This is a genomic window from Polaromonas sp. (genome assembly GCF_012927415.1).
Taxonomy (GTDB): Bacteria; Pseudomonadota; Gammaproteobacteria; order Burkholderiales; family Burkholderiaceae_C; genus Polaromonas.
In genome coordinates this window covers 1-13,477 of sequence record NZ_JABBPF010000176.1, presented here as the reverse complement: position 1 = coordinate 13,477, position 13,477 = coordinate 1, and the positions used below count along the sequence as shown (strand labels likewise).

13 protein-coding genes are annotated in these 13,477 nt (G+C 57.6%); 6 read left to right on the top strand and 7 right to left on the bottom strand.

The window, feature by feature from the left end; all coding sequences use genetic code 11:
• The first annotated feature begins 15 nt into the window (after positions 1 to 15).
• The 4 genes from rho (at position 16) to HHJ19_RS14730 (ending at position 5,095) form a co-directional block, all read left to right on the top strand.
• Positions 16 to 1,278 (top strand): transcription termination factor Rho, encoded by a 1,263-nt coding sequence (gene rho, locus HHJ19_RS14745; protein ID WP_296908630.1) that lies wholly within the window; start codon positions 16 to 18, stop codon positions 1,276 to 1,278.
• 216 nt (positions 1,279 to 1,494) lie between these two features.
• On the top strand, positions 1,495 to 1,788 hold the full coding sequence (locus tag HHJ19_RS14740; RefSeq protein WP_296908628.1) for a type B 50S ribosomal protein L31: 294 nt from the start codon (positions 1,495 to 1,497) through the stop codon (positions 1,786 to 1,788).
• 179 nt (positions 1,789 to 1,967) lie between these two features.
• Positions 1,968 to 3,731, top strand: a complete 1,764-nt coding sequence (locus HHJ19_RS14735; protein ID WP_296908627.1) for a hypothetical protein — start codon at positions 1,968 to 1,970, stop codon at positions 3,729 to 3,731.
• On the top strand, positions 3,728 to 5,095 hold the full coding sequence (locus tag HHJ19_RS14730) for an MATE family efflux transporter (protein WP_296908626.1): 1,368 nt from the start codon (positions 3,728 to 3,730) through the stop codon (positions 5,093 to 5,095). Before HHJ19_RS14735 ends, HHJ19_RS14730 begins: the two co-directional genes overlap by 4 nt.
• On the opposite strand, the gene phoR is transcribed toward HHJ19_RS14730, so the two are convergent.
• The 7 genes from phoR to pstS all read right to left on the bottom strand — a co-directional run bounded on the left by phoR (position 5,083) and on the right by pstS (position 11,690).
• On the bottom strand, positions 5,083 to 6,426 hold the full coding sequence (phoR, locus tag HHJ19_RS14725) for a phosphate regulon sensor histidine kinase PhoR (protein ID WP_296908625.1): 1,344 nt from the start codon (positions 6,424 to 6,426) through the stop codon (positions 5,083 to 5,085). The genes HHJ19_RS14730 and phoR overlap by 13 nt on opposite strands.
• Positions 6,423 to 7,148 carry a phosphate regulon transcriptional regulator PhoB gene (gene phoB, locus HHJ19_RS14720; RefSeq protein ID WP_296908624.1) on the bottom strand — a complete coding sequence of 242 codons (726 nt, stop codon included), beginning with the start codon at positions 7,146 to 7,148 and terminating at the stop codon, positions 6,423 to 6,425. The genes phoR and phoB overlap by 4 nt, the downstream gene beginning before the upstream one ends.
• Positions 7,149 to 7,156: 8 nt before the next feature.
• Positions 7,157 to 7,858, bottom strand: a complete 702-nt coding sequence (phoU, locus tag HHJ19_RS14715; protein WP_296908623.1) for a phosphate signaling complex protein PhoU — start codon at positions 7,856 to 7,858, stop codon at positions 7,157 to 7,159.
• Positions 7,859 to 7,879: 21 nt separating this feature from the next.
• Entirely contained in the window at positions 7,880 to 8,659 is a 780-nt protein-coding gene (gene pstB / locus HHJ19_RS14710) for a phosphate ABC transporter ATP-binding protein PstB (protein WP_296908622.1), read from the bottom strand.
• A 45-nt stretch (positions 8,660 to 8,704) separates the two neighbouring features.
• The gene (gene pstA, locus HHJ19_RS14705; RefSeq protein ID WP_296908621.1) at positions 8,705 to 9,565 is read right to left on the bottom strand and encodes a phosphate ABC transporter permease PstA; all 861 of its coding nucleotides are present in this window, start codon (positions 9,563 to 9,565) and stop codon (positions 8,705 to 8,707) included.
• A complete protein-coding gene (pstC, locus tag HHJ19_RS14700; RefSeq protein WP_296908620.1) occupies positions 9,562 to 10,527 on the bottom strand; it encodes a phosphate ABC transporter permease subunit PstC in 966 nt (321 codons plus the stop codon). The genes pstA and pstC overlap by 4 nt, the downstream gene beginning before the upstream one ends.
• 119 nt (positions 10,528 to 10,646) lie before the next feature.
• On the bottom strand, positions 10,647 to 11,690 hold the full coding sequence (gene pstS / locus HHJ19_RS14695; RefSeq protein ID WP_296908619.1) for a phosphate ABC transporter substrate-binding protein PstS: 1,044 nt from the start codon (positions 11,688 to 11,690) through the stop codon (positions 10,647 to 10,649).
• An 11-nt stretch (positions 11,691 to 11,701) separates the two neighbouring features.
• Here pstS and HHJ19_RS14690 point away from each other — a divergent pair, with 11 nt between their 5' ends.
• Both HHJ19_RS14690 and HHJ19_RS14685 read left to right on the top strand, forming a co-directional pair.
• Complete coding sequence (locus tag HHJ19_RS14690) at positions 11,702 to 12,364, top strand: fasciclin domain-containing protein (RefSeq protein ID WP_366929414.1); 663 nt, start codon at positions 11,702 to 11,704, stop codon at positions 12,362 to 12,364.
• Between the two features lie 132 nt (positions 12,365 to 12,496).
• The coding region (locus HHJ19_RS14685) for an ABC transporter substrate-binding protein (RefSeq protein ID WP_296908618.1) at positions 12,497 to 13,477 on the top strand (981 nt) is incomplete at its 3' end.

Sequence of the window (13,477 nt, the reverse complement as noted above, 5' to 3'; positions counted from 1 at the left end):
GCAAGGAGTAATTCCATGCACTTAAACGAACTCAAGGCACTGCATGTGTCTGAAGTCCTCAAGCAGGCCGAAGCCCTTGAGATTGAAAACGTTGGCCGTATGCGCAAGCAGGAGCTGATGTTTGCCATCATCAAAAAGCGCTCAAAAACAGGCGAAATCATCGTGGCCGATGGCGTGCTCGAAGTTCTGCCAGACGGTTTCGGCTTTCTGCGCGCGCCCGACTCCAGCTACACCGCCAGCACCGACGATATTTACATCAGCCCCAGCCAGATCCGCCGCTTCAATCTGCACACCGGTGACATGATTGAAGGCGAAGTGCGCACTCCTAAAGACGGCGAACGCTACTTTGCGTTGAACAAGCTCGACAAAATCAACGACGGCTTGCCTGAAGACAACAAGCACAAGGTCATGTTCGAGAACCTGACGCCGCTGTTCCCCAGGGAACAACTCAAGCTTGAGCGCGACATCAAGGCCGAGGAAAACCTGACCAGCCGGATCATCGACATCATTGCCCCCATCGGCAAGGGACAGCGCGCCCTCCTGGTGGCGCCACCGAAGTCCGGCAAGACCGTGATGATGCAGAACATCGCCCACGCAATTACCGCCAACTATCCCGATATCGTCATGATGGTGCTGCTGGTTGACGAGCGCCCCGAAGAGGTCACCGAGATGCAGCGCAGCGTGCGCGGCGAGGTGATTTCCTCGACGTTTGACGAACCGGCCGCCCGTCACGTGCATGTGGCCGAAATGGTCATCGAGCGCGCCAAGCGCCTGGTCGAACTCGGCAAGGATGTGGTCATTTTGCTGGACTCCATTACCCGGCTGGCGCGTGCTTACAACAACGTGCTGCCATCATCGGGCAAAGTACTGAGCGGCGGCGTCGATGCCAACGCGCTGCAGCGCCCCAAGCGCTTTTTTGGTGCCGCCCGCAAGATCGAAGAAGGTGGCAGCCTGACCATCATCGGCACGGCGTTGATTGACACCGGCAGCCGCATGGACGAGGTCATCTTTGAGGAATTCAAGGGTACTGGCAACTGCGAAATCCATCTGGACCGCCGCCTTTACGAAAAACGCGTGTTTCCGGCCATCAACCTCAACCGCAGCGGCACCCGCAAGGAAGAACTGCTGCTGGCGCCCGAAATTCTGCAGAAGTCTCGAATTCTCCGCCAATTCATGTACAACATGGACGAAATCGAATCGATGGAACTCATGATCAAAAACATGAAGGCAACCAAAAATAACCACGAATTTTTCGACATGATGCGTCGGGGCGGATAAGGATATTGCCTCCACGCTTGCCACTGCGGATGCCGCGCTGCGTTCCGAAGGGACTGTCCTTGCTTGGGGCAGCCCGGCACTGCCGCTCTCGGCCCTCCTGTTTGCCAAGTGGATGAACGCTGCAAGTACTTGATTTCATGTAATAATTAAAGGCTTCATGGAAAGTGCCCGGAACTGGTTCGGGTGGCTGCCAAAACAATGAAAAAAGGAAAGATCATGAAAGAAGGCATTCACCCCAACTACCGAGAAGTTTGTTTCCTGGACATGTCCAACAACTTCAAGTTCGTGACCCGCTCCTGCGCGAACACCAAAGAAATGGTGAAAATGGAAGATGGTCGCGAGTTGCCGCTGTACAAGCTCGATACCTCCAGCGAATCTCACCCTTTCTACACTGGCACGCAAAAATCCGTCGACAACATGGGCGGCCGGGTTGAGCGCTTTCGCAACCGCTTTGGCAAAACTGCCGCCAAGGAAGCCGCACCCGAAGCTGCTCCTGCCGCCGCTGCGTAAGCCGCGAAAAACTCTTTCGCCAGCCTGCAATGAAAGCAGCCTGAAATTCAGGCTGCTTTTTTTTTGCAAAATTTGTTACTGCTTTAACTTTGACCGGTTGATACAGTAATCAATCTTCAGCTGGATTAACCCCCGGAGTGTCCTTCAGCTTCAGCCCCCTGCACGACCATCAATCCGTTTTGAACAAGCCATCCCCTGCCATCATTGCCCAGTCTGCTGTCCGCCGCTTGCCACGCCTGGTACTGCTGCTGTTTTGCGCGGCCTATATATTGCCTGGGTTTTTAGGCCGCGGCCCCTGGAAAAACGAGGACATCGCCGCCTTTGGCGTGATGCGCGAGTTGACCTCTGCCGCGGCAAACTGGCTGCAGCCGCAGCTGCTCGGTCAGGTTACCGGCTTTGATGCACTGGCCCCCTATTGGCTGGGTGCTATCGCCATCAAATTACTGCCTTTTCTGGACCCGGCCTTTGCCGTGCGCATTCCGTTTATCGTTCTGCTGGCGCTAACGCTGCTCGCCACCTGGTATGCCATTTACTATCTTGCCCGCAGCCCGCAAGCCCAGCCGGTTGCCTTTGCGTTTGGCGGCGAAGCGGCGCCGGTTGACTATGCCCGCGCAATGGCCGATGCCGGCTTGCTGGCACTGATAGCCAGCCTGGGTCTGGCACAGTTTTCCCACGAAACCACGCCGGCGCTGGCGCAACTTGGTTTTACAGCCCTGACGTTTTACGCGATGGCGGCCAGTCCCTATCGTCATGCCACCAACATTCAGGGCCCCGCGCTTGGATTGTTGATTGGGCTTGTCGGGCTTGCCCTGAGTGGCGCCCCCACGTTGAGCTTGCTGCTTGGCGCGGGCGGCACGCTGGTGGAATGGATCCATATGCGGTGGGGAAACAACGAGACCGACACCATCAGCAGGAAACAATCATGGCATTGGGTGTTACTCATCGCGGGCATCACGCTTGGGGTATCGGTACTCGCCTATGGGCTGGACCTGTGGCGCTGGCGAATTCATCTGCCCGGTGCAGACGATCAATCAGCGTGGAATGACTGGCAAAGCCTCGGACGGTTGCTGCTATGGTTTACCTGGCCCACCTGGCCGCTGGCATTGTGGACGCTCTGGCGCTGGCGCAGGCAACTGGCAAGCCGTCACGTCGCCCTGCCGCTCTGGTTTGCCGGCATGGCAGTGACCGCTGCGCTGACGACCACAGCGTCTGACCGCAGTCTTTTGCTAAGCCTGCCTCCACTAGCGGCGCTGGCGGCCTTTGCACTGCCCACGCTGCAGCGCAGCGTAGCATCGCTGATTGACTGGTTCACCCTGTTGTTTTTCACCGGTTGCGCCATCATCATCTGGGTCGTCTGGATCGCCATGCAGACGGGTGTGCCCCAACAGCCCGCTGCCAACGTCGCCAAACTGGCCCCGGGCTTTGAGCCCAGCTTTTCATGGTTCGCTTTTCTCGCCGCCGTGGCGGCCACGCTGGCTTGGACCTGGCTGGTGAAATGGCGTACCGGCGCCCAGCGTGCAGCGATCTGGAAATCACTTGTCCTGCCCGCTGGTGGTGCGACGCTTTGCTGGCTGCTGCTGATGACGCTGTGGCTGCCCTTGCTGGACTACGCACGCAGCCTGGCGCCACTGTCGCGCCAAGTAGCAAGTCTGGTGGACAAAAACGCCTGCGTCGAAATTTTCGGTGTGGGCAGTGCCCAGGTTGCGGCCCTGCAATACCACGGCCGGCTCGAACTGCGCCAAGCCAAGGCGCAGACGAGCTGCCCCTACCTCATCGTTGATGTCAACGCCCAGTCCGCCCTCAGCAAGGCCGTGAATTTGCCAGATTGGGCTTTTCAGGCCACAGTGCGCAAGCCAACGGACAAGACCGAAAACATGCTGGTGTTCAAACGGGTAAGTATCGACAGTCCGGCCTCGCCAGCCAGTGACCAGCCGCGTCAGTGAGTGAACTCAAAATCGTCAGCCACCACGCCGGCACCATTCTGGTGGGGCAACTGGCCGTCATGGCCTTCGGAGTCGCCGACACGGTGATTGCCGGCCGTTACAGTGATTCGGCGCTGGCCGCGCTGTCGGTAGGCTCAGCCCTTTACATCAGTGTCTATGTCGGCCTGATGGGCATTATTCAGGCTTTGCTCCCTGTTTGGGCCGAAATGCTGGGCGCACGCAAACACGAAGCCGTCGGGCGCTCGCTAAGGCAAAGTCTGTATTTGTGCGGTTTTATTACCGTAGTGGGCATGGTGGCCCTGCTGTTCCCGGGCCCGCTGCTTCGCTGGGCTCAGGTGCCCGAGCTGATGCGGGGTGAAGTGCAGCGCTACCTCGGTGTGCTGGCGTTTGCGTTTGCGCCCGCGCTGCTGTTTCGCGTTTACAGCACCTTCAACCAGTCATTGGGAAAACCGCGCCTTGTAAGCTGGCTGCAGGTCCTTGCCCTGATGGTCAAAATTCCACTTTCCATCTGGTTGGTGGGCGGCGGCGGTGGTGTTGATGCCATGGGTGCCGTGGGCTGTGCCTGGGCCACGTTGATCGTTAACTATATCCTGCTGATGCTGTCGGTGGTGATGCTGCGCACGCAGGATATCTACCAGCCCTTTCTCGTCTGGCGTCCAATGGAGTGGCCGGACTGGTCAGAACTGCGCGCTTTCGCCCGGCAGGGCATCCCGGGCGGACTGGCTTATCTGGTCGAGGTGACTTCATTTACGCTGATGGCGCTTTTTATCTCCAGGTTGGGGACCGTCGCTACTGCCAGTCACCAGATCGCAGCCAGCGTGGCGGCGGTACTTTACATGGTGCCGCTGTCCATGGCCGTTGCTTGCAGTGCCCGGGTGTCTTTCTGGCTGGGCGCAGGTCGCCCGGACCATGCGAGGCGGGTAGTTATCCTGGGGTTAAAGCTCACAGCCTTTGCAGCACTTGCGCTGGCAGCTGTTGTTTCAATAGCCGGTTCAGTGCTCGCAAGCTGGTATTCTGCCAATCCTGAAATCGTTGCCCTCGCCTCGTCGCTACTCGTGTGGGTAGCCTTCTATCACCTGGCCGATGCGCTTCAGGCACTGTGTGCGTTTTTGCTGCGCTGCTACCGCATCACGCTTACGCCACTGCTGCTGTATGGCGTGTTGCTCTGGGGCCTGGGTCTGTTCGGTGGTTACCAACTGGCATACACAGGCATTGCCGGGCAACCAGCTACCCGGTCGGCCGGCAGTTTCTGGGCCGCCAGCACGGTTGCCATCAGCCTGGTAGCAGCCTGTTTTGCAGGCTTGTTGTGGTATGCAATGCGGCAAAGCGAACAATCGCCTGCGCGCAAGATTCAAGCTGGTTGAAACAAGCGAACCCTGGCTACCGGGAAGACGATGGAAAAGCTTGCGCCTTGCCCGGCATGGCTTTCAATCAGCAGTTCAGCCCCGTGTCGCTGGGCGACGTGCTTCACGATGGCCAGGCCCAGTCCCGTTCCACCGGTTTCGCGTGAGCGGCTGCGGTCAACCCGGTAAAACCGCTCCGTCAGTCGAGGCAGGTGTTCGGGCGCAATGCCCGGGCCCGAGTTCTTCACGCGGAATTCTCCACGACCGTCCGCCAACAGCGCCCAGCTGACGCGGATCACGCCAGCTTCTGGCGTGTAACGCACGGCGTTGGCTACCAGATTAAACCAGGCGCTCCAGATCTCGCCGTGGCTGCCCGCTATTTCACAAGCCGGACCGCTGTCAAAGCTCAGTTGCTGGCCGGACGGCGCAATCAGCACGGAAAGTGCCCTTGCCTCCTGTTCGCACTGGGCAAGCAATGTGTCGGTAACCGTCCACTCACTGGAACCGGGCAAGGGGCTGCCTTCCAGTCGTGACAGGGTCAGCAAGTCGTCTACCAGTGTCTGCATGCGTTGCGACTGCTGCGCCATCAATGCAAGGTAACGATCTCGCTCAGGCTTCTTCAGGGGAAGTGTCTGCAGGGTTTCAATGAAGCCGGACACCACGGTCAGCGGCGTTCGGATTTCATGCGATACATTGGCGACAAAATCCCTGCGCATGGCGTCTGCCTGCTCAAGGGCGGTGATGTCGCGAGACAGAAGAAGTTTTCTGTTATTACCATACCCGTGCACATGCACTGACAACTTCACCGGCCTTGCAGGCGTGTTGAAATTGCCGGGAATCACAACCTCCTGCAAGAAGTTGCCCGAAGCCATGTACGCATTGAAGGCAGGCTCACGAACCAGATTGGCAATGTGCTGCATCACGTCGCGCTGCGCATCAAATCCAAAATGATGTGCCGCGGTCTGGTTACACCACTCGATGCGGCCCTGGGCATCGAGCAGCACCACGCCATTCGGCGAAGCTTGCAGCGCGGCCAGGAATTCGTCAAGACGGGTCTGGCTTTCCCTGAACTGCTGCTCACGATTTTTCAGCAAACGGCGGATTCGATCAGCAATCTCGCTCCAGAGGCCGGGCAGCCGGGGTTGGGCGCCGGCCATGATCAGCGGTGTCTCATTGCTTTGTTCGGAGCGTAGCCACTTGAGAAGCCGTCTTGCGTAGTAGACGTCAAGCAGTTGCCACGCTGCAGCGCCCAGCAGCAAGCCCCAGCCAAGCCCCTGTTTCGACGCAGCCCACCACCCCAGCGCACCACCAACCACCGCGCACGAGGCAAAAATAATCCCGCGCCGAATCATGTTCCCGAAGGAGCCGCTGCAACCGGCGTGCGAACCTTGAGCCCCGTCAGCCGATAACCAGAACCTCGAACCGTTTCAACCATGGCACCCGCAGCGCCCAGGGCTTCCCGCAGTCGCTTGACGTGGACATCCACGGTACGCTCCTCGATAAACACATGGTCGCCCCAGACCTTGTCGAGCAAGGTGCTACGGCTGTGAACCCGTTCGGCATGCTTCATCAGATAGTGGAGCAGCTTGAACTCGGTCGGGCCCAGCTTAAGTTCCCGATTCTGGTGTGAAATGCGATGAGTCGCCGCATCAAGCACCAGTGCCCCGACAGTGACGCTGTCGCTCACCGACTCGGGCGCACGCCGACGCAGCACGGCACGGATTCGGGCCAGCAGCTCCTGAATCGAAAAAGGCTTGGTGATGTAGTCGTCGGCGCCTGCATCCAGCCCGGCCACCTTGTCGGATTCATCCCCGCGTGCCGTTAGCATCAAAATGGGGATGCTTTTGGTGCGCGCCTGCTTGCGCCAGTGGCGCGCCAGCGCTAGCCCGCTTTGCCCGGGCAGCATCCAGTCGAGCAAAATGACATCGGGCAGCACGGCATCGAGCTCGCGCTGCGCCATCACGCTGTCATACGCCACAGCCGGGTCGAAACCGCCGTGCCTCAGGTTGACTGCAATAAGTTCGGCAATGGCGGGCTCGTCTTCAACAATCAATACGCGCGGCAGGTTTTTCATGGGTGCAGTTATTTGACGGCAGACTCAATCTGATCCATCGGGCTGTGCCTGATATCGGCGCCCTTGACGATGTAGATGATGAACTCGGCAATGTTCTTCGCATGATCGCCGACGCGCTCGATAGCCTTGGCGATAAACAGCAAATCCAGGCTGGCCGAAATGGTGCGCGGATCTTCCATCATGTAGGTGATGAGCTTGCGCACAAAACCATCAAACTCGGCATCGATCTGGTCGTCTTCCTTGAGGATGGATACTGCCGCCGCCGTATCAAGCCGGGCAAAGGCGTCCAGTGCTTTGCGCAGCAAGCCCGATGCCAGTTCGGCAGCCACCCGCAGGTCGGAAGATGGCAGCGTGCGCGACGCGCCGCTGTGCATGATCGACTTGACCATGCGCGCGATTTTTGCCGCCTCATCGCCCGCCCGCTCTAGATTGGCGGTGGTTTTTGAAATGGCGATCAGCAGGCGCAAGTCGCGTGCCGTGGGCTGGCGCCGCGCAATGATGGAGGACAACTCACGGTCAATGTCCAGCTCCATCCCATTGACGCGGAGCTCGGTTTCGATGACCTGATTGGCACTCTCGGCACTGAACTGCGATAGCGCGTAAATCGCCAGCCGAAGCTGGGATTCGACCAGCCCGCCAAGCTCCATGACCCGCGAAGACACGCCGTTGAGCTCACTGTCAAACTGCGTGGACAAATGTTTATCAGCCATTGTTTTTTCCTTAAGCCTGGCTCAGCCGAAACGGCCGGTGATGTAATCTTCAGTCTCTTTGCGTCTGGGCTTGAAGAACAGGTCTTCAGTGGCGCCGAACTCCACCAGATCACCCAAATACATATAGGCGGTGTAGTCACTGCAGCGGGCCGCCTGCTGCATGTTGTGCGTCACGATGACAACGGTGTAGTCGTTTTTCAGCTCGGCAATCAGCTCCTCGATCTTGGCCGTGGAAATCGGGTCAAGCGCCGAGCAGGGCTCATCAAGCAGAAGGACTTCCGGTTTGATGGCAATGCCTCTGGCAATGCACAGACGCTGCTGCTGACCGCCGGACAGGCTGGAGCCACTTTGATTAAGCTTGTCCTTGACCTCAGTCCACAAGGCAGCCTTGCGCAAAGCCCATTCGACCCGCTCATCCATGTCCGCCGAGTTGAGGCTTTCGAACAGCTTCACCCCAAAAGCAATATTGTCATAAATTGACATCGGAAAAGGCGTCGGTTTCTGGAAAACCATGCCCACCTTTGCACGAATCAGCGCGACATCTTCCTTGGATGCAAGCAGGTTGGCGCCGTCAAACATCACTTCGCCTTCTGCCCTCTGCTCGGGGTAAAGCTCGTACATGCGGTTGAAAATTCGCAGCAAGGTCGATTTCCCGCAGCCTGAAGGGCCAATAAAAGCGGTGACTTTGTGTTCGGGAATTTCCAGGTTGATGTTCTTGAGGGCGTGAAATTTCCCATAGTAGAAATTCAGGTTTTTTACGGAAATTTTCGATTTTTCGCGAGTTGCGGTCTGTATGTCCATCATTCACTTTGTCCAGTAAAAACCAGGCAGTAATTTACCGCAGGTTCAATGTTGTTTGCGCGTCAGCACGCGCGCCAGAATATTGAGGCCGAGCACCGCCATGGTGATGATGAACACGCCGGCCCAAGCCAGTTTCTGCCAGTTTTCATACGGACTCATGGCAAATTTAAAGATCGTCACCGGCAAGCTGGCAATCGGCTGGTCCAGGTTTGAAGTCCAGAACTGGTTACTCAGGGACGTGAACAGCAGAGGTGCGGTTTCACCGGCAATGCGCGCCACGGCCAGCAATATTCCGGTCACCACGCCGGAGCGGGCTGCCCTCAACGTGATGCTGGTGATGACCTTCCACTTGGGCGCGCCCAGCGCATAAGCGGCCTCACGAAGTCCCGGTGGAATCAGCTGCAACATGTTTTCAGTGGTTCGAATCACCACCGGAATCACGATCAGAGCCAGCGCCATAACGCCGGCCCAGCCAGAAAAGGAATGGAAACGGGACACCACGACGGCATAGACAAACAGGCCGATCACGATCGATGGAGCCGACAGCAGGATGTCGTTGACAAAGCGCGTGACCGAAGCCAGCACACCTTTTGTGTTGTACTCCGCAAGGTAGATACCCGCCATGATGCCGATCGGCGTACCGACAAAGGTAGCCAGCAACACCATCAGGAATGAGCCGTAAATCGCATTGGCAATGCCGCCCGGCTCATTGGGAGCCGGGGTCATTTCCGTGAAGGTAGCCAACGTGATGCCGCCAATGCCCAATCGGACGGTTTCCCACAAAATCCAGAACAACCAGAACAAACCGAAGCACATGGCCGCCAGCGACAGCACCAGTGCAAGCCGATTGACCCGTTTGCGATGGGCGAATTTGGCCAGTCGTGCATCCGGCATCACGGCGCTCATGTCTTCACTCCTTCGTTTTTCTGGAGCTGCGACAGCAATAATTTGGACAGCGACAGCACCACAAAGGTGATGAAAAACAGCACCAGACCCAGGTAGATCAGCGACGCCTGGTGCAGGCCATCAGCCGCCTCGGCAAATTCGTTGGCCAGGGCAGAGGTGATGCTGTTGGCAGCCTGAAACAGGCTCAAAGAGTCGAGCTGATTGAAGTTACCAATGACAAAGGTCACCGCCATGGTTTCACCCAGTGCCCGCCCCAGCCCCAGCATGATGCCGCCCATGACACCGGCCTTGGTGTAAGGCAAAACGACTTTGTAGACCACTTCCCAGGTCGTGGCTCCCAAGCCGTAAGCGGACTCTTTAAGCAGCACTGGCGTGACCTCAAACACATCACGCATCACTGAAGCGATGAACGGGATGATCATGATGGCCAAAATGATGCCGGCTGACAAAATGCCGATGCCGACCGGCGGCCCTGAAAACAGCGCGCCCAGGTAAGGCACATCGCCGAACATGCTTTGCAGCGGCAGCTGAACATAGGTGGCCAGAATCGGACCAAACACCAGCAGCCCCCACATGCCATAGACAATGGACGGCACCGCAGCCAGCAATTCGATGGCCGTGCCGAGCGGCCGTTTCAGCCACGCCGGAGACAGCTCGGTAAGAAATAGCGCAATGCCAAAGCTTACCGGCACCGCGATCAGCAACGCAATGAAAGACGTGGCGAGCGTGCCATAAATCATGACCAGTCCGCCATACTCGTTCTTGACCGGGTCCCAGACGCTGTTGGTCAAAAAGCCGAGGCCGTATTTGCTGATGGCCGGCCAGGCCCCAACAATCAGCGACAGCAAGATGGCGATGAGCAGACCCAGCGTCAGCAGTGCCGCTGCCAGCGCGGCCCAGCCGAAAACCCGGTCCGGTAACGGGCTTCGCTTCACAGGTTTTACAGGGGGGGGATTGGTCATGGCACGTCCGGTAGCTTTTGCCGGAAACTCAAAAGCGGCCCGGCTTGCCGAAAGTGTAGAGGACACGAAATAAACCCCTGTGATTTGAAGCTGGAGTGCAAGGCCCGCTGCCTGGCGATTTACTTGTAGGCTACGGCTTTACCCGATGCATCCTTGATCTCGCCCCAGGCTTTTTCGACAATGGTTTTCACGGTCGCAGGCATTGGCACATAGTCCAGATCGTTAGCGGTCTTGTCGCCATTTTTATAGGCCCACTCAAAAAATTTGAGCGATGCAGCGGCTTGTGCTGGTTTGTCCTGGGTTTTTTGCATCAGAATGAAAGTCGCACCGGTGATGGGCCAAGAATCCTTGCCGGGCTGCTCGGTCAGGATTTGGTAGAAGCTTTTAGTCCAGTCGGCTCCTGCGGCAGCAGCCTTGAAACCTGCGTCATCGGGCGACACAAAGTTGCCAGCAGCATTCTTTAACTGGGCAAAAGCCATCTTGTTTTGTTTTACATAAGCATATTCAACGTAGCCAATCGAGTTGGGCAGACGGCTCACAAAAGCAGCCACGCCTTCGTTACCCTTGCCGCCGGCGCCCACTGGCCAATTTACCGCCGTACCCTCGCCCACCTTGGTTTTCCACTCGACGTTGGACTTGCTCAGGTAGTTGGTAAAGATAAAGCTGGTACCTGAGCCATCAGCGCGTCGCACCGGCGCGATAGCCGCATCAGGCAAAGGCAGGGTGGGATTCAGGGCCTTGATGGCCGGGTCTGTCCACTTGGTAATTTTACCAAGGTAAATGTCGCCCAGTATCTGACCGTTGAGTTTTAGCTGGCCGGACGCGATGCCCTTGATATTGACAACCGGCACTACGCCACCAACGACTGTGGGGAACTGCATCAGGCCTTTCTTGGCCAGTTCTTCGTCTTTCAGGGGAGCATCTGATGCACCGAAGTCCACCGTCTTGGCTTCAATCTGACGCAAACCGGCACCGGAGCCTACCGACTGGTAGTTGATCTTTACGCCGGTGGCCTTGTTGTAATCAGCAGCCCACTTGGAGTAAAGCGGTGCTGGAAAGCTGGCGCCTGCGCCCGTCACATCCTGAGCCGCCGACAGCGCAGAAAACGACATAAGGGTGGCACCCATGGTCACGGTGAGGGTAGCTTTGAGAAACGATTTCATCTGAACACCTTGTGGTTGGTAAGAAAGATGTCATCACTTTACAAGTCTCGTGTGACAAGAACATGACAGATAAAGCGAATTGCCTCCCCAGCTTTCCAAAAAGATTCCTGTCACAAAATGTTCAGATTTCTGTCACCAATCTGTCATCGAGTTCTCCTACGCTTGGCCCTGTCTTTACACGGAGAATTTTTATGCTCAATCGCCGCTTTCTGATTATTGTCACTGCTCTAACCGCCCTTGCCGGTTGTGCCACACCGTCAAATCCGGTGTCCGTTGCGGACGCCATTGCCGCCAAACCCCAATTGAGCACCCTCAGCAGCTTGCTCGCCAAGTCGGGCCTCGCTGACAGCCTCAAGGAATCCGGGCCTTTCACGGTTTTTGCGCCTAGCAACGAGGCCTTTGCCAAGGTCCCAGCCAAAATCATGGAGGGCCTGACCAGTGATCCGGCAAAACTGAAAGCCGTTCTGAGCTACCACGTCATTGCCGGCAAACTGATGGCTGCTGACATAAAAAACGGCAACAGCAAGACCGTCAACGGTGCCAGCATCGCACTCGCCAAAGCCGGTGATTTCGTGACCGTGGAAGAAGCGCTGGTGCAAACACCCGATATCCGCGCCGGCAACGGCGTGGTGCATATCGTCGATAGCGTTCTCCTGCCGCCAGCAAGTCGCTAAAGCCTGACAGGGCTGCAAAGCCCTGATTGGTGATCATTTACGCACCGTGTCCAATGAAATCGGTCATGGTTTGCTATTATTTTCATAGTAAAAAACTTTATGGCGGGCACAACGCCGCCTAACAAACCAATCATGCCAATGCACGAATCCATCCTCAGCCGCCGTCGGTGGCTGCAAGGGGCCAGCCTCCTGACGGCGGGCGTTGCATCATCAGGGTGGGCGCAGCCCGGCAAGACAGCGACACCGCCACGCGGCATCGCGGTGGCCCAGTTTGTTGATTTCTCCCAAGCGCAGCAGGACGTTTCCAAAGACTTCCTGATCGGATCGCGCGCCGCCTGGCAGGACATCAACTCGCGTGGCGGCATTCGCGGCCGGCAGGTCCAGCACCTGGCGATGGAAACCGACGGTACAGCCGCCAGCCTGCGAACCGCCATGGACTCTGTGCAGGAAAACGCCTCATGCGTCGTGCTTTCGGGCAGTGTCGGCGACCAGCTCGCCAGCCAGCTCGCGGAAATGTCGCGCCAAGGTGGCTTTAGCATTGCGCATGCAGCCCCCTGGCTGCAAAACTCCAGTCTTGAAGTTGATGACAAGACGTTTCCTATTTTTGCCGCTCGCCAGGAGCAGATCGCCTACGCGCTGAAAACCCTTGCCGTCATGGGCCTGAAGGAGCTGGGTGCGATTTATGCCAGTGACCGCGAGCACGACGCCTACCATTTTGAAGTTGAACGCATCGCGGCAGGCATGCAGCTGCGATTGCTGTCAATAAAAGGCGCAGGCGACTTGAGCATGCTTGGACAAAAGCTGACGCCCCGAACCCCGGCGGTGCTGCTTTTTGTCGGTGGCACACCCGAACTTGCCCAGTTTACGCAAGGTCTGGAGAAGCAGGCCCGCCAGCGTTACATCGTGGCACTCGCTGACGTCAACTTGCAGACCATGCTGCAAATGGGTGCCGCGCGCAACACTCCGGTGATTGCGACCCAGCCGGTTCCGATGGTCAACGCCAGCCTGCCCGTGGTGAGAAATTATCGCGAAACGCTGGCACGCCTGTTTGACGAACCCCCCACTCCTTTGAGCCTGGCGGGCTTTATTGCCGCCCGCTACACCTATGAAGTT

What these genes read in the sequence shown, in the direction of transcription:
- pstC (WP_296908620.1), bottom strand. Translation starts at nt 10,527, where the DNA reads ATGACCAATCCCCCCCCTGTAAAACCTGTGAAGCGAAGCCCGTTACCG.
- pstA (WP_296908621.1), bottom strand. Translation starts at nt 9,565, where the DNA reads ATGAGCGCCGTGATGCCGGATGCACGACTGGCCAAATTCGCCCATCGC.
- phoB (WP_296908624.1), bottom strand. Translation starts at nt 7,148, where the DNA reads ATGAAAAACCTGCCGCGCGTATTGATTGTTGAAGACGAGCCCGCCATT.
- rho (WP_296908630.1), top strand. Translation starts at nt 16, where the DNA reads ATGCACTTAAACGAACTCAAGGCACTGCATGTGTCTGAAGTCCTCAAG.
- phoR (WP_296908625.1), bottom strand. Translation starts at nt 6,426, where the DNA reads ATGATTCGGCGCGGGATTATTTTTGCCTCGTGCGCGGTGGTTGGTGGT.
- phoU (WP_296908623.1), bottom strand. Translation starts at nt 7,858, where the DNA reads ATGGCTGATAAACATTTGTCCACGCAGTTTGACAGTGAGCTCAACGGC.
- pstS (WP_296908619.1), bottom strand. Translation starts at nt 11,690, where the DNA reads ATGAAATCGTTTCTCAAAGCTACCCTCACCGTGACCATGGGTGCCACC.
- HHJ19_RS14740 (WP_296908628.1), top strand. Translation starts at nt 1,495, where the DNA reads ATGAAAGAAGGCATTCACCCCAACTACCGAGAAGTTTGTTTCCTGGAC.
- pstB (WP_296908622.1), bottom strand. Translation starts at nt 8,659, where the DNA reads ATGGACATACAGACCGCAACTCGCGAAAAATCGAAAATTTCCGTAAAA.